The sequence below is a fragment of the Zobellia uliginosa genome, assembly GCF_018860745.1.
GTDB classification, from domain to species: domain Bacteria; phylum Bacteroidota; class Bacteroidia; order Flavobacteriales; family Flavobacteriaceae; genus Zobellia; species Zobellia uliginosa_B.
The window spans coordinates 537,251-561,482 of record NZ_JAHKPY010000012.1 but is presented as its reverse complement, the minus strand read 5'-3'; the positions used below and the strand labels follow the sequence as shown (position 1 = coordinate 561,482).

Sequence of the window (24,232 nt, the reverse complement as noted above, 5' to 3'; positions counted from 1 at the left end):
GTTTTATCTCCTTAAACCATCACCTGAAATCAGTTCGTGTAACTGCTTATCCATTCTTTCAGCAATATCTTTGTGTAAATGTGCTAAGTTGTTTTGTTCTCCCGGATCCGTTTTTAAATTGTAGAGTTCCGGACCGGTGTCTTTTTGTTTTTTCTTTGGGCCAATAACATATTTCCAATTTCCTGAACGAAGGGCATGTTGCGTGCGTGTTTCTTCAATCATAAAAGGTAATCCTTTTAGGTCTTCGCCCATGAAAGCAGCTAGTGTATTTCGGCTATCTCGCCCTTCGCCCTTTGGAATATCTTGTTCCAAAAATTCAGCAAAAGAAGCAAGAAAATCGATTTGACTGACCATTGCGTTAGATATCATTGGTTTGATTTTTATTGGCCAACGGATAATAAGAGGTACTCGTGTACCGCCCTCATAAATTTGGTATTTCCCACCGCGATAAATTCCGGAAGCATCATGACCACGGTCGTTTTCTCCGTTTGAACGGTCAATAGTGGTTCCATCATCATAGCCGTCATCATAGGTAGGGCCGTTGTCACTTGAAAATATCACGATGGTGTTATCTGCTATTCCCGCTTCTTCCAAGGCTTTTAATATTTCTCCAGTAGCCCAATCAAATTGGACCATAGCATCTCCGCGATAACCTAATTCTGTAGTGCCCTTAAATCTAGGGTGCGGCGTTCTGGGAACGTGAACGTCCTGTGCTGCGTAGTACAGAAAAAAGGGTTTATCTTTATTATCACTTATATATTTTCTAGTCTGTTTTACAAATTCGTCCGACATGTTTTCGTCATTCCAAAGTGTGGATTTTCCACCGGACATATATCCTATTCTTCCAATACCATTAATTACGCTGTTGTTATGACCTGACGAACTTTGGTAGTACGTCATGGCCTCTGGATTAGTTATTCCATCCGGATAGGAAGTGTTCTTTTTATTTTGAACATCCGTAAGTTTTCTACCCACATACAAAGGGTCTTTCTGGTCAAGATCAACTACTTGGTGTCCATCTAAATAAACACAAGGCACTCTATCATTGGTAGAGGGAAGTAAAAAACTACTGTCAAAACCAACTTCCAGAGGACCCGGTTTAACGACACCATTCCAGTCCGTAGGTGTGTCTTTTGCGCCAATACCCAAGTGCCATTTTCCAATTACGGCTGTGGCATACCCCGCTTTTTTAAAGAGTTTGGGTAAAGTAAGAGCATCGGTAGAAATAGTTAACGGTGCGTTGGGTGGAAGTACATTAATACCATCTCTAAAGCCATGAATTCCGGTAAGCAAAGAATATCTTGAAGGAGAGCACGTGGCTGCAGAGCAATGACCATCGGTAAAGCGTATTCCTTCGTCAGCAAGTTTGTCAATATTTGGTGTAGGAATCATTTCTGAGCCATAGGCACCAACATCGCCATACCCTACATCATCCCCATAAATAATAACCACATTAGGGCGTTCATTTTTTTGTGCAGAAGCAAATCCTACGCATAGTAATCCCAAAATAATATTTAATATGTGCTTGTTCATCTTTGTTGTTTCTTAGTTTGACCTTAGTCCATTAACTTATTTTTGAAGAATTCTGTCACTTTTTTATGGTTGTTGACACCCATGAAAAAAGAGTGTATACCATCTTTTACCAAAATATATTCGGAATCAATATTTTGTTTTTGAAGCGCTTTGTAAAACAGCGCACTCTGTTCTATGGGTACCAGAGGGTCTTTTTCTCCGTGCATAATTAAAAATGGTGGGTCGTCTTTTGAAATATAGTTTATGGCACTCGCTTTTCTTGCAGCTTCTTGTTTTTCTGTGAAAGGTCCTCCAAGGAATTTTATAATGGGTTTTGTGTTTTGTTTTTCGCCTTTTGATTTGTCGGTTGAAGAGGTATTCATCAAATTTAAATCTGATGGGCCAAACCAAACACAAACGGCTTGTACCTCACTAGAAGCATCGATTACACCAAGGCTTCCCTCTAATTCTTTTGAGTTGTTGGTGGTACCTGTCAAGGAGGCTAAATGCCCGCCAGCTGAAGAGCCCCATAATCCAAAATGATTAGCATCTAATCCATACTGGTCTGCGTATTTTCTAAGATATCTAATGGCTGCCTTACAATCATAAACTTGTTCTGGAAATTCTGATTCTCTAGTAAGGCGATAATTTATTGAAGCCATGGAAAACCCATGTTTTAATAGAAACGCCTGCTTTCCAAAAAGGTCTTTTGTGCCTTTTTGCCAACCTCCGCCATGAATCCATACAACAAGAGGATAGGGTTTTTTGAATTTTGTAGTATCCGGTAGATAAATATCTAAGGTATGTCTATTGTGACCGTCAAGAATATACGGTACATCGCTAAAAATTTGAGTATTTTCGGGAATCAAAGTACGGTCAGATTGTATGCGTTTTTCATAAGCCAGGTAGCTTTTGTATTCTTTTTCGCTTAATTGCCAGTCAATATCCGAATCAGCTTGATCAAAAACATCTTGATCGAATAAAGGAATCTCCGTTGGTTCTAATGCCCCATTTCCATTAACATCAAACTTTAGAAATTCTAATGTATCGGTGCCTTGTTTTTTATAATTGGGATTGATACGTGGCCGAAGTTCTATGTTTTTATACTTAACCGCGGTATGATCCCCCTGAAAGTAAATTGGTCCGGGTTTGGTATCATCTGCGTTTAGTGCGCCCTTTGTAGCACCTAGGATAAGTTCGTTATCTATTACTTTTTTTCCGTTGAGAATGACGGTCACATGTTGGTCTACTAAGGTGATATCATATTTTTGCCATTCACCACCAACTTTACCTGCATTTTCACTAGGAGGTATCCGAGCAAATAATGCACCTACACCTTGCAAACCTTGCATTCTACTATCTCTGTCTACTACTTGTGTTTCGTATCTTCCACATAGATATATACCGCTATTTCCACCTGTTGGCACATTAAATTCTAGTTGGAGATTAAAGTCTTTAAACTCACCATTTGTACGAAGGTTGCCATATTTTGAAAAAGGGTCAAAATTAAGTTTGGGAGTGGTGTTTATTAAAATGCCATTTTCTGCTTTCCATCCATTAATTTGATTTGGATTGGTGAGTCGCCATCCTGATAAATCCTTCCCGTTGAAAAGAGTAATCGGTTCTCCAAATTTCACTTTGTCCAAATCTGGTTTAGAAGGCAATGAAGGTAAACGTTTACCTTTAAAATCTAATTTTTTAGTAGTTCCATTAGACAAGGGCCAGTCCATAGACAGAAATATCTTATCGTCTTTAACAACTGCCCTGGTTTGAACAGGAACTTTTTTTCCTGTTGGAGGGCCACCAGGAAAATTGGGTGCGCCAACTTTATATAGTCTTTTGAAATAAAGGGTATCGGAATTGATTTTTAATTCAGAAATAGCATTGCCAAGGCCTACGGACCATGCTTCGCCATCAAGAACACCATCTTTTATATAAAATGAAAGCCATACAGGATGACCATCCGGCAAAACTGCAGCCCAATTTCCAATAAAGGGGACGGCAACATCATCAGATGTCTTTTGAGCAGTTCCGTTTATAAAAAAAATAAGCGTCAAAAATGTAACTGCATATGCTATTTTGAAGGAAGTATATTTCATAACGCTTATTTTTTTAGGTGCTTTGTTTAGACTTGTGAGCCTGCTCTTATAAGTAAGTCTCTAGTCAATTTAACTCCCTCTTCTTCTGAGCCAGTAGATGTACCAAATTCAATACCTATGAAGCCGGTATATCCTGAATCTTTAACCATTTTCATCATTTTGAAATAATCAATGGTTGTTTCGTTGCCCATTTTATCAAACTCAATAGATTTGGCACTTACTCCTTTTGCAAAAGGTAAAATCTCTGCAAACCCCTTGTACTTATCATACTCATTCACACATTCGCGTTCTTTGTTTTTTTCAATACAAAAGTTTCCAAAATCTGGCAATGTGCCGCAGTTTTCTCGTTCTACATTCTTCATTACGTTAGATAACCATACGCCGTCAGAAGAGAAACCGCCATGATTTTCGACTAGAATATTGATATTGGAATCTTTGGAGTAATCCGCAAGTTTATGTAATGAATCAATGGCAGTTTTTGTAGCCTCTCCTTTTTCAATTCCTCCTCCTAAATTCACTCTAATGGCATGACAACCTAGAAAATGAGCAGCATCAATCCACTTGTGATGGTTTTCTATTGCTAGCGAACGTTTTTTGGAATCTACATCTGCCAGTTGCCCTTCTCTATCAATCATTATCAACACATTCTTTACCCCTTCAGAATCGGCTCTGTTATTCATTTCTTTGAGGTAGGTCTTATCCTTTGCCTTATCCATGAAGAACTGATTAACATATTCCAAACCTTCGCATTCAAAACTTCTAGCTTTGGCGGCAAAATCAAGATTATCCATTTTCCCGGCGCGGAGATCATTATGAAAAGACCATTCCGCTAACGAGATTTTAAAAAATCGACTTTTATCCGATTTTGCAATGTCTGCAAAACCATGAAAAGGAACTCCGGCTACTGATGCTAAAGTTGCGGCTTGTATTGATTTACTGATAAATTTTCTTCTTTGCATTTTTTTCAGTTTCTAAAATTTCGTCTTGAATTATTTAAAACTATCCACCTTTTTGTACGCATTTATAACGGCTAGTTCACCTTCCCTATCAGGTCTTGAATTGCCGTGTTCCATGCCTAAAATGCCGTTGTAACCTTTCTCCTTTATGAATTTTAGAACATTCCAATAGTTAATTTCTCCCGTGGTAGGTTCATTTCTTCCCGGGTTGTCTCCAATTTGGATATAGGCTATTTCATCCCAACAAGCTTTCATATTAGGAATGAGATTACCTTCCTGTATTTGTTGATGATATATATCGAAAAGAATTTTACATGAAGGGGTATCCACAGCTTTGCAGATTTCATATGCTTGTGGAGAATCCGTTAAAAAAGCACCGGGATGATTGAAAAAGTTCAAAGGTTCGAGCACCATAGTAAGATTATGCGGCTCAAAAATTGCCGAAGCCTGTTTTAAGGTTTCAATTACATTTGCAGTTTGGTATCCTTCCTTAACTTTGGCAGCCACATTTCCCGGTACAACCGTCATCCACTTCGCATTTACACGTTTGGCAACTTCTACTGATTCTTTACAGTATTTTAAAAAGGCTTTTCGCTTTTCAGGGTCGCCGGAAGCTACATGTCCTTCCTTTAAAAAGACAGCGACAAAAACACCCATTTCAATGCCTCTTTTCTGCATGGTTTGTGACATTTTCTCCTGTAGCGCTACATCTCGGGTACGCATTTTATTATCCTCAAAAGCCGTAAAGCCTTGGTCCGCCATAAAGTTCAATTGGTCAATAGGGTCTTTGCCCACGTGGTTTTCAAACATGCCCAAATGTGGAGCATATTTTAAATTGAATTTATGAGCATCTTTTGATGAAGCTAAATTAGAGGCATAGGATAACCCTGAACCCATTGAGATTGCTCCTGTAGATAATGCTGTTTTTTGTATGAAGTTGCGTCTTTTCATTTTTCGTTCTCTTTGTTTGGTAGGTTCTTGTGGATTAAAGCTTGGTTTAAATAGACCAAGCTTTTCCTCCTGTTAGTTCATCTAAATCGCCGCATGGAATATATTGACCAGGAATAGAATCATAGGCCAATACCTCTTCGCCTACATACTCGGTACATTTATACCCCCATATAGTTAAATCACGAATATTTTTGGCAAAGGGTACACCCTTTGCTTTTTTATTGGTCAATGCTTTTCTCATTTCAGGGGCAAGATCCGTAGCGGTAAGATCGCTTATCCGCTCTTTTTTGGAGCTTTCTAGTGCATTGGCTGCTAGTTGGTTTAAGGTAGCCTTAAATTGGTCTTGCTGTTTTGGAGGCATCACTTCGTTGGCAAAGCTGTCCAAAAAAATATGAACGTTAACTTCCGATGCTGAAAGGGTATCCGTTTTTGGAAGAATACTGTCGATTAGGCCAATTAGTACAACGCCTTCATCTGGAGTTAAAAATTGGGGTGTCCAAGTGTTGGTTTTACTATCGTTACAACTTTGTAAAACACTCATGAATGTTGGTACGGCTACTACGTAGCCCATAGACATTCCTATCTGCATTAATGCTTTTCTCCTGTCCATTATATATTTCCTTTTTTAAGTTCTTGTGCGGCGTGATTGGCTGCTCTTGCAGAAAAAGCCATGTAAGTCAATGAAGGGTTGACACAGCTTGATGATGCCATAAAGGCGCCATCAGTAACGTATACATTTGGTACTTCGTGCACTTGGTTATGACCATTAAGTACTGATGTTTTTGGGTCTCTACCCATACGTGCGGTTCCCATTTCGTGAATACCATGGCCAATATTATAGGAGCTGTTGTTAGTTTTGATATCTCTAGCTCCTGCTTGCTTCAACATTTCTGCCGCTTGAACTACGATGTCTTCGCGCATTTTAAATTCGTTGTCGCGTATTTCAGCATCAAAGGTTACCGTTGGTAGGCCCCAACCATCTAAATTGTCATAGTCTAAGGTCATACGATTGTCTTGGTAAGGTAGAATTTCACCAAAACCACCTACGCCCATGGTCCAGCCACCTGGTTTTAGAATTGCTTCTTTAAGCTCTGCACCCATCGTAAGTTCTGCAACGGAATCTTTCCAGTTTTTACGGCTTGCACCTCCTTGGTATCCAAAACCACGTAGGTAATCCTTGCTCTTAGATTTAGCATCTATATTCTTAAAACGAGGAATATACACACCGCCAGGCCTTCTTCCCTTGTAATATTTATCATCAAAACCGTCAAATTTTCCGTTAGCGCCAGCTCCTAAATGATGGTCCATGATGTTACGGCCCAATTGATCGGAATCATTACCCATCCCATTAGGAAAACGGTCAGATTTTGATTGCATAAGAATAGAAGCCGATGCAATGGCCGATGCACATAAGAAAATAACCTTTGCCTTAAATACAAATTCTTCCTTAGTTAAGCGGTCTATGACTTTTACCCCTGCAGCTTTTTTAGTGTCGGGGTCGTAAATTACTTCGGTTACGATAGAATCAGGCCTTAGGGTTAGATTACCTGTTCGTTCCGCAGCTGGTAACGTAGATGAGTTACTACTGAAATATCCTCCAAACGGACACCCTCTTGAACAACGGTTCCTAAACTGACATTTGGTGCGCCCTTCAAATTCTTTGTCACCTGTTATGTGGGCTATACGACCTGAAGTAACTACTCGTCCATCTAAATTTTCGTAAACTTTATCCCTAAATTTTTGCTCTACACAATTCAATTCCATCATTGGGAGAAACTGCCCATCAGGCAATTGTCTAAGCCCCATTTTTTCACCAGAAACTCCAATATAGGTTTCTACTTTATCATACCATGGAGCAATATCTTTATAGCGAATAGGCCAATCAACACCATGACCATCATTCTTGTTTGCTTCAAAATCAATTTCACTCCAACGGTAACTGTGTCTACCCCAGGTTATGGAACGGCCACCAACGTGATAACCGCGCATCCAATTAAAAGGTTTGGTCTCATTGTAAGGGTGGTCCAAGTCATTTACGAACCACTTGTATGAATCTGCACTTTTTCCTTTATTAGTTCTACTTTGTTTGGGTCTTTTTGCCTTTTCTTCAATAGAGAGTTCCATACCATGTTTAAAGTCCCAGTCGTCCATGTGGGCAGTGGTATAATCCTTAATGTGCTCTACCATTCTGCCTCTTTCCAGCATAAGGGTCTTTAACCCATTCTCACACAGTTCTTTGGCAGCCCAGCCTCCGCTGACACCTGTACCCACAACAATAGCGTCATAGGAACTTTGCTCTTCGTTAAAATAAAATTTGCTCATCTTCTATATTTTGAAAATAGGTTTGGATTGTTTTTAATTCAGTTTTATCCGAAAGACATAAGCGGCCTCGCAAGGTTTTGTACCAGTAACGGTAATAGAAAGTCCTTTGCCAGTTTGTTTCCACTTCATACTGTTTTTACCGCTTATGAATTCTACAGATGCTATTTTTTTTGATGTGTTCGGATTATTTTTTGCAAGCGATTTAATATTGAATTTCCCGTCTTTAGGCCAACCCAGAGCCGTTGCATAGAGAATTCCGTCTTTGGTGGTAAACCTAAAGTCTTCAGGTCCGGATTCTTTATTGTTTTTTTCGGAATGATGTCCTGTTTCTACTTTGGTAGGGCCTTCTCCAAAGATGGTCCAAGGTCTGGTGTCATAAACAGCTTCGCCATTAAGGCTTAGCCATTTGCCCATTTCGTTTAATATGTTCTTTGCTTCATTAGGAATAGTACCATCTGCTTTTGGTCCAATGTTCAGTAACAAACAGCCGTTTTTACTTACTATATCTATCAACTCGTCTAGAAGGTAGTTAGAGGTTTTGTATTCTTCATTGGAGACATAACCCCACGAAATTTTACCGATAGATGTATCCGTTTGCCAAGGATATTTGTAAATACCATCCATGCGCCCACGCTCAATATCCAATACAATCAGGTCTTCCGGAAAAGATTTGTTTCTCATGTTTTTATCTTGAAAAACAACACCCTTGTTCCATTCTTCACCTTTGTTGTAATAATAAGCGAGTATTTCTTTGTGCACGACTTCAAATCCAGGTTTGTCCAACCCAAAATCGAACCATAATAAATCGGGTTCATAGTTGTCAATGATATCCGTAGTACGGTTCCACCAAAGATTTAGGAATTTTTTGGTGGGTAAGGTGTCATTACCTATTGGTTCACCATAGAGGTCATAAAACCTAGGGTCATTAGTGTCCCAAGTTGGGTCATCCTTACGGTAATATACGCGGTGGCGCGCAAAATGGGAAGACACCCCAAATTTCATATCGTTTTTCTTTACAGCTTCGGACAACATGCGCATTACATCTTTCTTTGGTCCTGTATCTTTAACGTTCCAGCGGGTGTGGTTGGAGGCGTACATAGCATACCCGTCATGATGCTCTGCAACTGGCACTACATAACGAGCCCCTGCATTTTTAAATAATTTAGCCCACTCATCCGCATCAAATTTTTCTGCCTTAAAATCAGGTATAAAATCTTTGTACCCGAATTTTGAAGGTTCCCCATAATATTCACGATGATAGGTATATGGCTTTTTCCCTCCTTTTGACCATTTTTTATCATAAATACCTCTTGGGTATTTTTCGCTACTGTAGGCGGGTACGGCATAAGGTCCCCAGTGAAGGAAGATGCCAAATTTAGCATCGCGGAACCATTCGGGAATTTCATAGCCCTCTCGGATAGATTCCCACTCGGGCTGAAATTTTTTCGGTTTAAGTTGAGCGTGTAATGCGGTTATCCCCGTAAAAAATATAAAGGCGATAGCTACTTTTTGTACAAGTTTAATTTTTGTTGTCATTCTGAATTTTGGCTTTAATTCTGTTTTTTCTTCTTTTTGATAATGCCAATTTCAGGACGAGGTATATTTTCAGAAGCTCCTCTCATAGCGTAAGGTTCCCATTTGTTGCGGGCCTTTTGCCATTCTTGAAGCGTTTTTGTAGGATACCATGCAGGCCAGCCTATACGGTTGAAATCGTAATTTTTTTGGTTTTTGGCTACCCATTCGTCCACTGTTGAAAATGGATTCTTATCGGGAAAAACGCCAACGGCCCTAAATTCATCACTCACACCTTCATCTTCAATGACGTTGGTGCGCCAGTTTTGAAGTTCGGCCAGTAGCTCTTTTTTCACAGAGCTATATTCGGGGTTATCTGCTACATTGTCTACCTCATATGTATCATTTCGTAGATCATATAGCTCAATTTCAGGTTTTACGGGGGAAAAGAAGGCTGCTTGTGCAGGATTAAGTTCTCCTTTTAGGTACATAATGCCCATTTCTGCTAGTACGGGGTATGCGTTTTCTTTGTACTGGTTGTATTGCAAATAGGGCCTCTCGGGCATTAAATTCAGAATAAGCTTATAGTCTTTAGAACGAATGGAACGCATGGCATCATGGGTCTCGTCCATTTTATCTCGGGCGGCAAAAGTGTATTTTCGGTTTTTAATGTCATCCCCTAAAAGGTTTTTGCCGTGAAGTGGAACCGGAGGGGTAATGCCAGCGGCTTCAAGGATGGTTGCATCAATATCAATAGACATGACCATATCTTCACTTATTTGTTTGGGTTCAATTCTCCCTGGCCATCTCATAATCATAGGAATTCGGGTACCGCCATCGTACAAAAATTGTTTGCCTCGTATGTGACATCGGCCGTGATCGCCAATAAAAAAGACAATGGTATTGTTTGCCAATCCCTCGTTTTCTAATCGTTTTAGCAAGGCGCCTACTTCACGGTCTACTAATTGCATTTGCTCTAGACCATTGGCCCAATCACGACGTATAAAAGGAGTGTCTGCATAATAGGGAGGACGCTCCACATCTTTTATGTCAATAGGTCTTTGTGGGTCACGGTTCCAAGAACGGTGGGTGCCTCCAAAGGTAATTCTAGCAAAGAATGGTTGGCCAGGCTTGCGGTCCGTCCAATCATTGGTATTCATGAAAAGCTCTTCTTTGGTGTCAGGAAGAAAGTTCATATCTGTCTTCCAGCTCATTAACGTGGTGAAATAGCCAGCCTCTTCAAACAGTTTAGGAATGGGTTTTATACCATGAGGTAATGGCTGTTTATTGTGTTCGCGATGTTGGTTGGCACGAATATAGTTTTGGTGAAAACCGGTCATCATTGCTGAACGTGATGTAGAGCAGACCGGTGAGGTTGTAAATGCCTTGTTATAGCGAATACCTTCTGCGGCCAATTGGTCTACATTAGGTGTGTGGATACCCTTTGTGCCGTAACAGGATAAGTCCGGACTCCAGTCTTCAATGGTTATCCATAAAACGTTTGGACGGTTATCTACAGTTTCTACTTTTTCTTTTTTGGTACTCCCACCACAAGATGCGAGTGTAAAAAGGAAAATGAGTAAAAAAGAAAATCCAATTTTTTTAAACCAGTGAATCATAGAAACCGCTATTTAAATCTACCATCAAATGAAGTTTAAAAAGCTTAAAAAGATGTATTTACCTGTGTATCTCTTGTCTCTCTCTGTAAATCACTAGCCTTTTACAGGGCTTACTAGTAAAAATCAGAAATGATATTTCTTAATCCTTTTTCATAATCCCATAAATAATCACCTGTTTCATCAACACATTTTTGACTGATGTGATGTGGTAGAACTGAAACCAAAGGATAGCCAATTTTAGATTTAAACATTTCTAGGTGTTGTAGGTATTTTTCTTCCGTAATGTCTTTTTCGGCATTTCCACCAATATGGTCAAGATTGATACCACGTCCCGGAGAAGATTTATATGAGATTTCATAATGTGTTTTTACACGGGCAGGCCAATCGTACTTATCATTGAGCCAAACATCATTGGTTCGGGTAACATCGGTAAACTTGGTAAAGAAAATATCGGGCACATGAAATTCCATTTCAATGGTTTCGTCAATACCTTTTGCAGCTTTATAAAGTTCTTTGTGTATGTGTAACATGTCTGATTTTGTGTTGTATGACATGTCAATTTTAAACTTTCGGACCCCCATTTGATGAAAACGATAGATGGTTTCTGAGGCATATTCAAAAATATCGGATTTTGGGTTCAGCCAGCGTACTCCTTTATCGTATTGGGTTTTGCCCTCGGCCCTGAAGGCACCCAATAAATTAGGATTGTTCTGTGCAGCCGTACTAGCAGCATGAATTTTAGGGAAGCCAATCCACAATCCTGGAGTAAATCCTTTCTCATTAATAAGGTCCATGGTCTTATGGAAATCGGGAAATTTCTTGGGGTCTGGACTCCAGGAACCATAACCGGAATTTAGAGAGCCATCAGGAAATTGTCCCCAACCATGGTCTAATGTCATTTTTCCCTTAGGATAGCCGTATTCAACTATTTTATCTAAGTACTTCGCTACAAAATCGTGATTTAATATATTGAAATGTCCTTTGGGAACATTAGATTGTATTTTCTGTTCTACCCAAGTACAATATTCCACATCTGCCCAAAAATGAGGATAAACTTTATAAGGCTGAATATTTAGCCGTTCCATCATTTTGGTGTTGTAGGTCTTCCAGGCTTTTTCACCATCTCCGCCTTCATCCACAAAAAGTTCTTGGCCATTGGGAACATTGATGGTCAAGGTTTCCTTTCCATCAAAACTAAACGTAGAATCTTCATAACCAAACGTGGTCATAAAGCCAACGAATTTACCTGCAGCATCACGAATTACGGGCGAACCGCTCATGCCACTGGCCGGAATAGTAAATGGATTGTGGGAAAAAGCATCACTTTGAAAGTAATAGGCATCACCACCTTTTAGTGCTCCATCGCCAATACTATGGTACGGGCAAAATAGGGGTTTTGTAACTTTTATTTTTATTTGTTCACCTTCATTTTTACCCGTTTTATTGGATACCTCAAAATGAGAGGAAGCGGCATGTACTGCTAACGGACCTGAAACTCCTGCTAGGGCGGCGCCCATACCTGCCTTTTTTATAAAATTCCTTCTGTTGCTCATGTTGATATTATTCTTGTAGGGTAATGGTTTTGGTAAAATTTACAGGTTGGTCACCTTGGGGTAGAAGGGTGCTTTTTAAAGTATAGGTACTCCCTTTTTGTAGTTTTATTGTACAGGGAAGAGATACCATTACTTCTTGAAACGGTTTTAAAGGTCGAACCTTTCCCGATGCCAAATTCTTCTCGTTCCCATTCTCTAGTAGGGTAATATTGATTTCCGTCTCCGTAGAGGCAACTTGGCCAAAGTTTTCTACTTTCACTTCAACGGTATAACCTTCTGATGTTTTTGTAAAGGTTGGAGCTCTGGCGGAGAGAATGGGTTGGACGTATTCAACTTCCGGCAAACGGGTGTATCCAAAAAGTAATTTTCCGTTTTTGTCTTTACCAATTAGTTTTCCGGCAAAGTTGTCTTCCGTGAGCCCATTGCCTTTTCCATTGAAAATGAGAATGAGGTCCTTGCCCAGTTTTTCGGTTCGTGTTATTTTACTTCCATTTCCGAAGTTTACTTTTTCTGAAGCCCCAAAACGTAATGAGTTTAAGTCTATATCTGTTTGTGGATTAAAATCGCTTTCAGCTTCTATTTTTACTCGAATCTCTTTTGTTTTTGGAGAGATTTTATTCTCGTTCAAGAGGGTTAGTAACTTATCCTTTATCAATGGAACGACAATTAGTTTGGAACTGTGGTTGTCATTGGGCAGGTCTTCGTATTTTAAAGTGTCAATAACGGCAAAGTTGGCGGCAATAGCTCGCCCTTTTTCATCTTGTAGCATTCGGATACGTTCATATTTGTGCCAGTCTTCTTTTTTGCCGTTTTCATGAATTGAGATTCCCGGTACATAAGCTTCACCCGGTTCTACCTTCCAATCTACACCATCTTTTGAACGCAAGTACCAAGCAATTCTGCCCAGCCAATCGTTTACGATCATGTGGTATTGTATGTTGTCTTTCCAAATAACAGGATCTTCATATTTGCCTTCTACTGGCGGATACCCAGATTTCTCCCCAACCATATTCCATGTGGTGAGACCATCTTTACTAAACCATGAATACCCATGCCTATTCACCATTAAAAATGTGCCGTCTTCACGTTGAGCGAAAGTGCAGTTGTGCATAAAATTATGGGCGCTAGAGGTTTCTCTATCTCGCTTGTCAAACTCAAATTGCCCTTCTTTCCATGGACCATTAATATGTTGCGCAACATAATACTTGTCAATGACATAAAGAACGTATCTACCTTTCTTCGTTTTATACCAAGTAGGGTTGTGTCCATGACCAACTTCTCGGGCAATTCTGAAAGGGCCGAAAGGAGATTTTGAAACCCCATGAACAACCCGGCTGTCATGATAAGCCATATGGCCTTTCTCTGCATTTTCGGGCCATCGGCAGACAAAGAGATGATACTTGCCATCTTCCTGCTCCAATAGGGTATTTCCGCCCCAATAAGACCAAAGCGGACTCTCCACCCCATTGTTGATATCTCTGGGGGTTACACCGGGTGCCCCCCAAGTACCGGAGGTCATACCTCCCAGATCGGGCATGGGTAGAAAACGGTCCATAAAACGTCCACCCAAAACAAGCTTACTCCATTCCGCAGGTCGTTCTCTTTCTATGACCATTTCACTGGCTTTCTTTTTCTTCGTTTTAGGTTCTGGTGTTTTCTGCGCGCATATAGGCGAGAGGTTCAGAAAGACAAGGGCTATAAGAAGATAATTGAGTTTCATTTGGTATTGGTTCTGTAAAAAGTTGAGCTTTAAATCATTTACTGTTTCATTAACTTTTGAATATCGGCATCAAGCGCCTCGAACATTAAGAGATGTCCTTCTGCATTGGGATGGAGGTAATCAGGCATGAGTTCTTTTTTGATTTTCCCATTTTCATCAACGTATTTAGAGCCAATGTTGATGTAGTGAATTTTTGGATTCTTTTTTGGAAAGGAAGCAATCAGTTTATTTGTTGCTTTGTTAATGTTATCTCTGTGATTGGCTTTGTATCCGTAAGGAAGAATACCCATAAGCAGAATCTCGGTATCAGGAAGTTTTTGGTTCAGTAGGGTACATATTTTGTAGATGCCATTGGCTAGTTCTTCAGGTGTACTTATGTTTAAATAATGGTTGCCATCTGTATTGTTGGTTCCTATTAAAACTACGGCTACTTTTGGATTTATACCTTCTAAGGTTCCATTTTCAATACGCCAGATAACATTCTCGGTTCGGTCACCGCTAATACCCATGTCTACAGTACGGTATCGGTCTAGGTATTTAGTCCAAACTTCTTTGCGGTCTTCTTCTTCCAAGGTGTGAAAAATGGAGTTTCCAACTAATATCAATTCAGGATTAGAATCAAGTCTGTCTACGATGGTCTTGTGCCTGTTGTTCCACCAGTCCCCATCACGTTGTACAGACGTAGCCGCAGGATTTTCTATTAAATCAGATTGAGCATTTGCAGAAAATGTAAAAGCAAACAGTATTAAAAGAAGCAAAATATAATTACATCTGAATGTTTTTTCGATCATAGCTCCAATTTATTTAGATTCTTATTTGAATTGGGCCAAGTCCATTTTCCCAATTTCCATTGCATTCTTCATAGAGAATTGCTTTTAGGTTTTCCGTCTTTTCAGGATGTTCTTTAGCTAAATCATTTATTTCTTCGTAATCCTCAGGCAGATAGTAGAGTTGAAAAACGTTTTCTTTAAGATAGTACCTCAGCTTCCAACCTTCTTGGGTAACTAAAGCGGGACCCATTTTTGAAGAGTAAATGGTGTATTCACGCAGTTTTGGTTTGCCACCAAATAGAACTTTGGCATAAGAAATACCATCTTTTTCTTTTACTTGTGGTGTGCCTACAATTTCCGCAAGGGTATTTAAAAAATCATAATTACTGACCATTTGGTCTGAAACTGCACCGGCTTTTATATGGTTTTTCCAATACCAGAATAGCGGAACACGTACGCCACCTTCCCAGTTGTCCCGCTTTTTACCGGACATGCCGTCGTTGCCATCAAAAATATCACCTATGGCCTTACTATTGAAGCGAGTTGTAATATTATCAAACTCCTCTCCTTTTACATTCACGTTGTTTTTGGAGGTGCGACCTTCTTCAGGATAATAAATTTCGTGCCCATTGTCTGATGTAAAGACGATGATGGTATTCTCCAAAATTCCCATTTCTTCTAGTTTGTCATAAATACGGCCCACATCATCATCTAACATTTTTACCATGGAAGCATATTCCTTTTCCCATTGTGTTAGATTGGTATTGTTCGCTAGTTCGGGATGTACTTCAGGAACCATAGTTGGTCCGTGAGGTAACTGTGTGGGGAAATAGAGAAAGAAAGGTTTATCGGTTTTTTTTGGATTATTGTCATCCATAAAAGCCAACATTTTATCCATTAATATATGCTCGGAATACACCGCTTTGCCCTCCATGTTCCAACGAGTAGCATAATTTTCTGGGGAGTCATATTCCGTGGTTTTGGCACAATCTATATGTGTGTTTCCTGGGATATCTATTTTTTTCCCGTCTTCAAAAAGAAAAGGAGGGTAGAAGCCATGGCAGCGCACGTGGTCGTAGTACCCAAAATGATGGTCCCAACCATGGCGCTCCATACGTTCGGGAGTGGTGGCAAAACCCCATTCTAGCTTCCCAAATTGCCCTGTGGTATAACCCGCTCTTTGAGCTACTTCTCCTAAAAACACTTCGTCTTTTTCAGCAGGTAATGCTACTTCGTGAATTTTATCTTTAATTTCATCAAAAGTGAGGCCATTGTCCAATTGTTTGTAAATACCCGCTTTTACAATAGTCATAGCATCACCACCATGGCAGTCATGCATGCCAGTCAGCAGACTTGCTCTTGCTGGAGCACAGTACATAGCGCCATAGGCTCTTTCAAATTGCATACCTTCTGAAGCTAATCTATCAATATTGGGTGTGGTCAACATTTTTTGACCATAGGAACCAAGCATACCTCTTCCCAAATCATCAGCATAAATTAAAACTACGTTGGGTTTTTTAGTCGATTTCTCTTGCGTCCAACATGAGGGGGTTATTAAAAGAATTAGGACTAAAGTTGTGAGGAGTCTAGAGGTGCGCATGGTGTAGCCGTTAAATTGATTCATATTACTTAGAGAGACTGGAATTTGGGGGTAGAGGCACTTTATTTTTTATGCGCCAAGTCACTAATTCTTTAAGTAGTTTTTGGGTTGTTTTTGTTTGCGTTTCAGCTAAATTATTGGCCTCTAGAGGGTCGCTTTTTAAGTTGTAGAGTTCGAGTTTTCCATCGGCTAAAAATTGAATCAATTTATAATCTCCTTTTCTTATTACGGAACACGTTCCGTTTTTGTATTGGCTGGCCAGATGCCAGAACAATGGGCGTTCTTTAAAAAGTTTAGTATCCCCTTGAAATAGGGGAGTAAGAGCGTTTCCGTCAAGCTGACTTTTGTAATCAATTTGGGCTACATCCATCATCGTAGGGAAATAGTCTAAAACCGAAATTGGCATGTCCGTTCTTCGGGCCTTCACTTTACCGGGCCAATGGATTAAGGCGGGAACTTTGATGCCACCTTCATAAATTTCGCCTTTGGCACCTCTCATCTTTAAATTCTCTGAAGCAATAGGGTGATAACCATTATCCGAGGTGACTATGATCATAGTGTTTTCCTCTAAGTTATTTTCCTTGAGGTAGGCCGTAATTTTGCCAATATTCTCATCCATAGACTGCACCATGGTGGCATAACTGGCCATACGCTCTTTCTTTTTACCCACGCCTTGTCCTAATTCAGGGTCTCCAGCTTTATTCATGTATTTCTCAAAAAGCTCGTCGTTTCTGTTTTTTATAGGACGATGTACCGCATAGAAATGAAGATTAACTAGAAAAGGGCTGCTCTTATGCTCATCCATAAAGTCAATAGCATCATTGGCTAACCGGTCCGTTAACCATTCATCATCAGGTTTTGGTTCTACAAATGGATTGCTGAATGGTGCACGATACCCGCCTGTTTCACTTTTATAACCTCCTTCTTCTAAAGCAGGGTCGCCACGGAACGTGCCACCCACATTTTTAATAAATCCTCTACCTTCCGGGTAGTATTGCTTTACGGCTGGTGTCTTGTGATTTTCTAACCATGTGAAATCTCCCGCCTGTGGCTGGTCTAATCTTTGTTGAATGGGCCAGCTCATGGCCAGTTCTTTTTCAGGAAACGGGCCAACAATATGCCATTTACCCAAGTGAATAGACTTGTATCCATTCTCGGCAAGGGGTTTGGCATAAATTGAGTGTTCTTTGCCAACGGTCCATCTAGAAAAAATGTTCTCGTGGGCATCTCCTTTTTCTAAAACAGGAACCGTGTACACTCCAGTTCTAAACGATTGTTTTCCGGTGAAAAGAGCTGCTCTTGATGGGGAACAGGTGGGATACATATAGGCATTATCAAAAATCAAACTTTCTTTGGATAAAGCATCTAGTGAAGGGGTTTCGAAATATTTGGAGCCGTTAAAACCAACATCGGCATAACCAAGGTCATCTACCAATATAAAAATGATATTGGGCTTTTGTTGGGCCAAAATAGAAGCCAATGGGTAAAAAAATAAAAGTAGAAAGTATAGAATGTTCTTTTTCATGCATTTTAACTATTCGGTTTGTTTCTCGTATTTGAGGGGTGATATCCGTTTGCCTGTTTTATAATCCAGTCTTTTGCCATAGTAAATGTAATTGTCAAAGATGTCGCCATTACCCAGTGTTCTTGGGTCTCCTTGCGCAATTAATTCAGTTTCCATTTGAGTACGAAGCGTTTTAATTACAGATGCGTACTCAGGTTTTTCGGCCAAATTAGTAATGCAATGCGGGTCTTTCTGGATATTGTAAAGTTCATTTTCCGGTTTCTTATCAAAATTCATTTCAAAATAATGATACTCCTCGTCTTCAGGTTTTAGGTTGGTGAGGTAACTCTTTGTTGGTGAACCATCCGTATTCATAAAACCGAATTCCGGATTACCAACGGGCCATCTTTCTGGTTTAATATTGTGAACGTACAGAAGATAGTCGTTTCTAATAGCTCTAACAGGATAGGCTAAGTCTGTGCCATCTTCATTGGAGCGACCAACATCGTGACGTTCTTTTCCTAAAAGGACATGGTCGCGACTAGCATCAATCCTACCTGATTCTGGAGTAAAAAGTTGTTTGATGATGCTACCTCCCGTCATCTGTTTAGTTGGTGTTTCACCAGCAACTTCCATAAACGTTGGCGCCAAATCAGAGAAACTTACAAAGTCGCTCACCGTACGACCGGAAACAATTTTTCCTTTCCAATAGGCAACGAGTGGAACATGAAAACCTTCTTCATAAATCTGACCTTTAACTCTTGGGAAAGGCATGCCATGATCGGAGGTAATTACTACCAATGTATTCTCTAATAATCCCTTTTCTTCTAAAGCCTGAATGGCCTTGCCCACATGGGTGTCGAACCACTCTACTTCAATGGCGTAGTCCAGTAAATCACCACGGACCACTTCATTATCAGGATAAAATGCAGGTACACTGGCTTCCTTTAATTCTCTTCCGTCTTTTTTCCATGAGTCCAATTCATAAAAGCGATGTGGTTCTTTTGCGCCCAACCAAAAACAAAACGGTGTATCTTTTGGGTTGTCGTTTAGAAAGGCCTCGAAATTTGCTGCATAATCCACATCTGTAATGCCCTTATAAGGCGGTTCTAGTTTGATAGCGTTATGTTGCGGCCCCGCAGGATTGTCTTTGGTGTCATACACGCCGGGTCCCCAACCTTTGCCCGTGTAGCCAACACGATACCCCTTTTTAGCTAATAACTGTGGATAGGTTTTAAATTCAAGAGGAAACCGACCGTTATGGTCGGCCGCTTCTTTTAACTGCCAACTGTACTTGCCTGTTAAGATACAAGCTCGTGCAGGTGAGCATTTTGGATTTCCGTTATATGCATTCTGAAACACGACACCTTCTTTGGCCAAATTGTCTATTGCAGGTGTATTAATGAATGTATCTCCATAGGCACCAAAACTTTTCATGGAAGCATCATCGGCAATACAGAACAGAATGTTTGGACGTTCCGTTTTTGTAACTGGCTTTTGATTGTTAGGGTTTGTGCAAAGTGATAGCACTCCTACCAAACCGAATTTCAGAATGGATTGAAAAATTTGAAAAGCATATGTTATCATAATCCTGACTTTTTGATAATAGTGATTTGATTTTTTTAGGCCATAACTCCTTTTAAAATTAAGTTATGCCTTTTGTCACTAAGTTCAAAGATATTTTTCTGGAGGAAAACGATGTCTCTATACGTACAAAATATGTATTCTTTAATTCATAAGTGAACTTGAACGCTTATTGTCGAATATCCTTTGAACTAATAAAAGATTCTTTTATAAAGAATTCCTGTCTTTGCTTTGAGCTGTATATTTCCCAGGAGTAGTATGGTACATTTCTTTAAAGAGCTTGCTAAAATGCGTTCGGCTTTTAAATCCGGTCATGGTGTAGACTTCATTTACGGATAGATCTGGTTGTTGTACAAGTAACTCTGCCGCTTTTTTTAAGCGGTACATTTTCAGCATTTCAAACGGGGTTTTATCCGTTAAGGCTTTTACTTTTTGGTAGAAGTGTGTACGGTTGAGGTACAATTGACGTGCAAATTGGTCCATATCTAGATTTTGATTATCTAGATTTTCGGCCATGAGATGATATAGCTTTTCAAGAAACGCATTATCGTTTCTAATGTTGAGGTTGTTGTCCTTAATAAGCGGAATACCAATTTTGAAACGTTCCCGTAATCGTTTTTTATTTTCCAGCAGGGCTTCCGTTCGAGCTACCAACTGGCGGGCATCAAAAGGTTTTTTAATGTAGGCATCCGCACCATCTTTAATACCTTGAATCTGATTTTCAATATCATCTAACGCGGTAAGTAATATAACCGGAATATGACTTGTTTTTATATCTGCCTTAATACGTTTGCAAAGTTCCAATCCGTTTATGACCGGCATTTGAATATCACTTATGACCAAATCTGGCCATTGGTCTTCCATGGCATCTAGGCATTCCCTTCCGTTGGTAAATGTTTTGACCTTAAAGAATTTAGAAAGCACTTTAGATACGTAGAGCCGCATATCTAGTACATCCTCCACATAAAAAATAAGATTTTCTGAGTGGTCACCGCTTGTTTTAATTTTGGAAATTTCAGTCTTTGCTATCGTAGTTTCTGCATCTGACACCTCATTTTCGGCCGTTATGATGGCATTCTCCTTGGAAGCTTGGTCGTCCGCAGATTCTTTTTTTACCACCGGTAGACGTACCGTTATAGTTGTGCCAACTCCTATTTCACTAAAAGCTTCCAGATAACCATAATGCATTTCTACCAATTTTTTGGAAAAAGCGAGCCCTATGCCGGAACCTGTAGAATGTATGCTCTCTCTTTTTCGGGATTGATAGAACCTTTCAAAAATATGGGGTAGATCATCATCATGAATACCTCTTCCCGAATCGGTTACTGATACAAGAAGGTCTTTGTCATCACTTACATAGGTAATTGTAATAACATCATTGACACCGGTATATTTAAAGGCATTACTTAAAAGGTTATTGAATACTTTTTCTAGCTTGTCGCGGTCTGCGGAGACTACAATATTTGAATTTTTAGAAACAACTTCCAATCTTTTGTGACTGTTGTAGGCTAGGTAATGAAAATCGGGAACTAGGCTTTCTATGAACTCATCAAAATAAAATCTTGAATAGTTCATCTCCATTAAGTTGGCATCTACCCGCTCAAAATCATGAATTTGGTCTATAAGCTGTCCTATTTTTTTGGACTGGCGGGCCACGATATTCAGCTTTTCCTGAGAATCTATATTGTCTTTGTAGCGCTCGGACAATAGTTTAACTGGACTAGAAATAAGATTGAGCGGTGTTTTTAGTTCATGGGAAATGTTTGCAAAAAACCGAAGTTTGGCCGCGTTAACTTCTTTTACTTTGTCTTTTTCTATTTGCTCCAATTGAATGTTGTAGCGCAACGATTGTACTTTTATAATGTTATAGAGCACAATACCCAGAATTAAAAAGAAAGCCAAAGCATAAAGAATATAGGCCAAGGGAGTTTTCCAAAATGGAGGGGAAATAACTATGCTAAGGGTTTTGGGAGCGGTCCACTCTCCAATGGAGTTTGATGCTGCTACCTCTAATGAATAGGTTCCGGGCTGTAAACCATTATAGTTGATCATGCGTTGATCGGAGGTGGTCTGTAGCCAATTCTGGTCTACGGGTAATAGCCTGTATTTTAGAAAGTGATTTTCTGTGGAAGCAAAATGCAGGGATAAAGCTTCTACTGTAAAAACATTTTCATCGTATCTTAATTTTAACTTTTGGCCATCATGTAGCCGTTCGGAAAGCAACACCCTTTTGTTGACCGTATCCTGAGGAAAAACAGTTTTGTTGAATATTTTGAAATCTCCAAAATGTAAAGTGGGCAGTGGTTCGTAGTCGGTGATTGATTCTGGTTTAAAGTAGGAGAAGCCCTCAAGACCAGCCAATACCAAAGTGCCATTTTTTAAGTAAGAGGAAGCGTACCAAAAATCTTCAAAGGGGAGTCCATCCTCTTTGCCGAATTTCCTGAACTTTTTTTCTTTAGGGTAAAATTTATTTAGGCCTACATTTGTAGCAATCCAAAGGTTGCCTTCATTGTCAATGTTAATACTTTTTACAACGTTGTTGGAAAGTCCATCTTTTTCGGAAAAAGGGATGAAAATAGGTTCATTTTCACTATTTTCTACTTTGCAGATTCCTGCCCCTTCTGTTCCTATCCATAAATTCCCATCTGGTGTTCTTGTTATGGCAGAAACAAAATTATTTGGTAGACCTCCTTCCTTCTTGTCCATCCGGAGGTGCTTGATTTTTGCATGTTTTAATAAAGGGTCATCTTTAATATTAATTCTAAAAAGACCGTCTTCCGCTGTGCCCACCCATATAAAATCATGCTCAGGGTCTGCATATACATAACGGGCCAGTATCATTTTAAAATTATCAAAATACGGATTGTCGTTCAGGGCTTCTATTCTGGTGACGTTACCTTTTTTATCTACCGAAATCTTATAAACACCTCTTCTGGAACCAAGCCAGAGGTTCCCCTTTTTGTCTTCTGTTATTTTATAAGATTCTATCCCTGAAAATTCAGGGAGCGAGCTAATATTAATGGGTAGGGGGTTTTTCTCTCCCGGATTTAACCTAAAGTAACCCTTTTCTCGTACCATAAACCAGGTTCTTTTTCTTTTATCAATATACACCGACGAAATTCGTGAAGCATATTTATCTGAAAAAACAGAAGGTAATGGGTCAAATTGAGACGTTTCTGAATTGAAAAGAGCCAAGCCTCCTTGGTTTTTGGTCAAATAAGTCCTGTGATCGTCCAATGGGGCTATATGAATTAAATGTCGATCACTTACACCAAATTGGTAAGGACTTTGTCCGTCAAATTCTTTGAATGGATTTTTTTTAATATCCAAACGAAAAATACCTTTGTCAAAAGAACCCACCCAAAACCGGTTATTGGAGGTAGTGTTAAAACAGCTTATGCGAAGTTGCCTGTTCTGGAATTTAAATAATGAATAATCTATGTCTGTGTTCTTATAAAGGGTATTAATATCATTAATGCGAACAGCTCCGTTGTTCAAAGTGCCAAGCCAGAGATTGTTTTCGTGGTCAAAAGCAGAGCTGTTGAAGTTTTGTGAGGGTAAAAGGTTATTCTTAACGACTCGGTAGTCATAATTGGCACCTTTCTTTTGATAAGAAAGTATTGCGAAGCCAGATTTAAGTGTTGCCAAAAAAGTAGATGCGTTAATACGCAGCAAAGACTCGCAATTATTTATTTCATTGGAAACTACTTTAGTAAATTGATGGTCTTTTAGGCTAAAAGAAAGTAGGCCTACGGATGTAGCATAGAGGTATGTACTTTTGTCTATAGATAGTGAGCTGTAGAATTTAACGGCCCCATTCTCATAAAAGGCCGTGGGGGAATATTCGTCTTTTAAGGTATAATCATCGTTAAATATTAGAATTCCATATTTTTCAGTAGCACAGAGAATAATGCCTTGGTCTTTGTTTATAGAAATATCCCTAACGACCGGCCCTTTAATTCCTTTTTTGGCGAGTTGATTTGAATAAATGTCGCTGAACTCTTCTAGGTCATAGTTATATAGGGAGATACCCTCATCCGTACCAATCCATATATTCCCTTTTGTATCTTCTTTAAGTGATCTAATACGATTACTTATAAAAAGGTCTTGACTCAGTGTGTTCTTGAAAGTCTTAAATTCATAGCCATCATAACGGTTAAGACCTTCAAAGGTACCTACCCATATGTAACCTCTTGAATCTTCTAGAATTGAAGTCGTTCCATTATGAGCTAAACCATCGGTAATTGTATAATTTTGAGAGAACTCAAGTTCGCTTTCTTGAGCAAAAAGGCAGAGAAAGAAGAGAAGACATACAAATGTTGAGCAAACTTTTTTGGACATAAAACCAGAAACCGATTTATTACCTGCAGGGTGTTCGGAATTAATTTTCAAGGTAGTAAAAATACACTAGTTGATGGTTAACTAGCTCTTTATTCTAGGTTTGTTTTGGATTGGAATTATAAAAACAACAGAATTGTAATGATAAAAAATGACCTTTTAATGTTGGTTTTTAGAAGTTTATCTTTCTAG

Annotated in this window: 15 protein-coding genes; all 15 read right to left on the bottom strand. The window is 39.4% G+C overall.

The features are described 5' to 3' along the window. Positions 1-3: 3 nt before the first annotated feature. Positions 4-1,533: a sulfatase family protein gene (locus tag KO521_RS13850; RefSeq protein ID WP_215940481.1), complete on the bottom strand. Its 1,530-nt coding sequence runs from the start codon at positions 1,531-1,533 to the stop codon at positions 4-6. 23 nt (positions 1,534-1,556) lie between these two features. After that, the gene (locus KO521_RS13845; RefSeq protein ID WP_215940480.1) at positions 1,557-3,611 is read right to left on the bottom strand and encodes a family 16 glycoside hydrolase; all 2,055 of its coding nucleotides are present in this window, start codon (positions 3,609-3,611) and stop codon (positions 1,557-1,559) included. Positions 3,612-3,637: 26 nt separating this feature from the next. Then, positions 3,638-4,570, bottom strand: a complete 933-nt coding sequence (locus tag KO521_RS13840; RefSeq protein WP_215940479.1) for a sugar phosphate isomerase/epimerase family protein — start codon at positions 4,568-4,570, stop codon at positions 3,638-3,640. A gap of 30 nt (positions 4,571-4,600) precedes the next feature. Continuing rightward, positions 4,601-5,518: a hydroxypyruvate isomerase family protein gene (locus KO521_RS13835; RefSeq protein ID WP_215940478.1), complete on the bottom strand. Its 918-nt coding sequence runs from the start codon at positions 5,516-5,518 to the stop codon at positions 4,601-4,603. A 46-nt stretch (positions 5,519-5,564) separates the two neighbouring features. Beyond that, on the bottom strand, positions 5,565-6,128 hold the full coding sequence (locus KO521_RS13830) for a gluconate 2-dehydrogenase subunit 3 family protein (RefSeq protein WP_215940477.1): 564 nt from the start codon (positions 6,126-6,128) through the stop codon (positions 5,565-5,567). Then, positions 6,128-7,840 carry a GMC oxidoreductase gene (locus KO521_RS13825; RefSeq protein ID WP_215940476.1) on the bottom strand — a complete coding sequence of 571 codons (1,713 nt, stop codon included), beginning with the start codon at positions 7,838-7,840 and terminating at the stop codon, positions 6,128-6,130. The genes KO521_RS13830 and KO521_RS13825 overlap by 1 nt, the downstream gene beginning before the upstream one ends. Positions 7,841-7,873: 33 nt before the next feature. Next, positions 7,874-9,376 (bottom strand): alpha-L-fucosidase, encoded by a 1,503-nt coding sequence (locus KO521_RS13820; RefSeq protein ID WP_215940475.1) that lies wholly within the window; start codon positions 9,374-9,376, stop codon positions 7,874-7,876. Between the two features lie 14 nt (positions 9,377-9,390). After that, on the bottom strand, positions 9,391-10,971 hold the full coding sequence (locus KO521_RS13815; RefSeq protein WP_215940474.1) for a sulfatase family protein: 1,581 nt from the start codon (positions 10,969-10,971) through the stop codon (positions 9,391-9,393). A gap of 113 nt (positions 10,972-11,084) precedes the next feature. Next, on the bottom strand, positions 11,085-12,524 hold the full coding sequence (locus tag KO521_RS13810) for a twin-arginine translocation signal domain-containing protein (protein WP_215940473.1): 1,440 nt from the start codon (positions 12,522-12,524) through the stop codon (positions 11,085-11,087). 7 nt (positions 12,525-12,531) lie between these two features. Next, entirely contained in the window at positions 12,532-14,244 is a 1,713-nt protein-coding gene (locus tag KO521_RS13805) for a glycoside hydrolase family protein (protein ID WP_215940472.1), read from the bottom strand. Between the two features lie 38 nt (positions 14,245-14,282). Beyond that, positions 14,283-15,035: a GDSL-type esterase/lipase family protein gene (locus tag KO521_RS13800; RefSeq protein WP_215940471.1), complete on the bottom strand. Its 753-nt coding sequence runs from the start codon at positions 15,033-15,035 to the stop codon at positions 14,283-14,285. Positions 15,036-15,048: 13 nt separating this feature from the next. Further along, entirely contained in the window at positions 15,049-16,638 is a 1,590-nt protein-coding gene (locus KO521_RS13795; protein ID WP_252730068.1) for an arylsulfatase, read from the bottom strand. A 1-nt stretch (position 16,639) separates the two neighbouring features. Then, positions 16,640-18,139, bottom strand: a complete 1,500-nt coding sequence (locus tag KO521_RS13790; protein WP_215940470.1) for a sulfatase — start codon at positions 18,137-18,139, stop codon at positions 16,640-16,642. 9 nt (positions 18,140-18,148) lie between these two features. Then, positions 18,149-19,705 (bottom strand): sulfatase family protein, encoded by a 1,557-nt coding sequence (locus KO521_RS13785; protein ID WP_215940469.1) that lies wholly within the window; start codon positions 19,703-19,705, stop codon positions 18,149-18,151. Between the two features lie 204 nt (positions 19,706-19,909). Beyond that, on the bottom strand, positions 19,910-24,094 hold the full coding sequence (locus KO521_RS13780) for a hybrid sensor histidine kinase/response regulator transcription factor (RefSeq protein WP_215940468.1): 4,185 nt from the start codon (positions 24,092-24,094) through the stop codon (positions 19,910-19,912). Positions 24,095-24,232 lie beyond the last annotated feature (138 nt).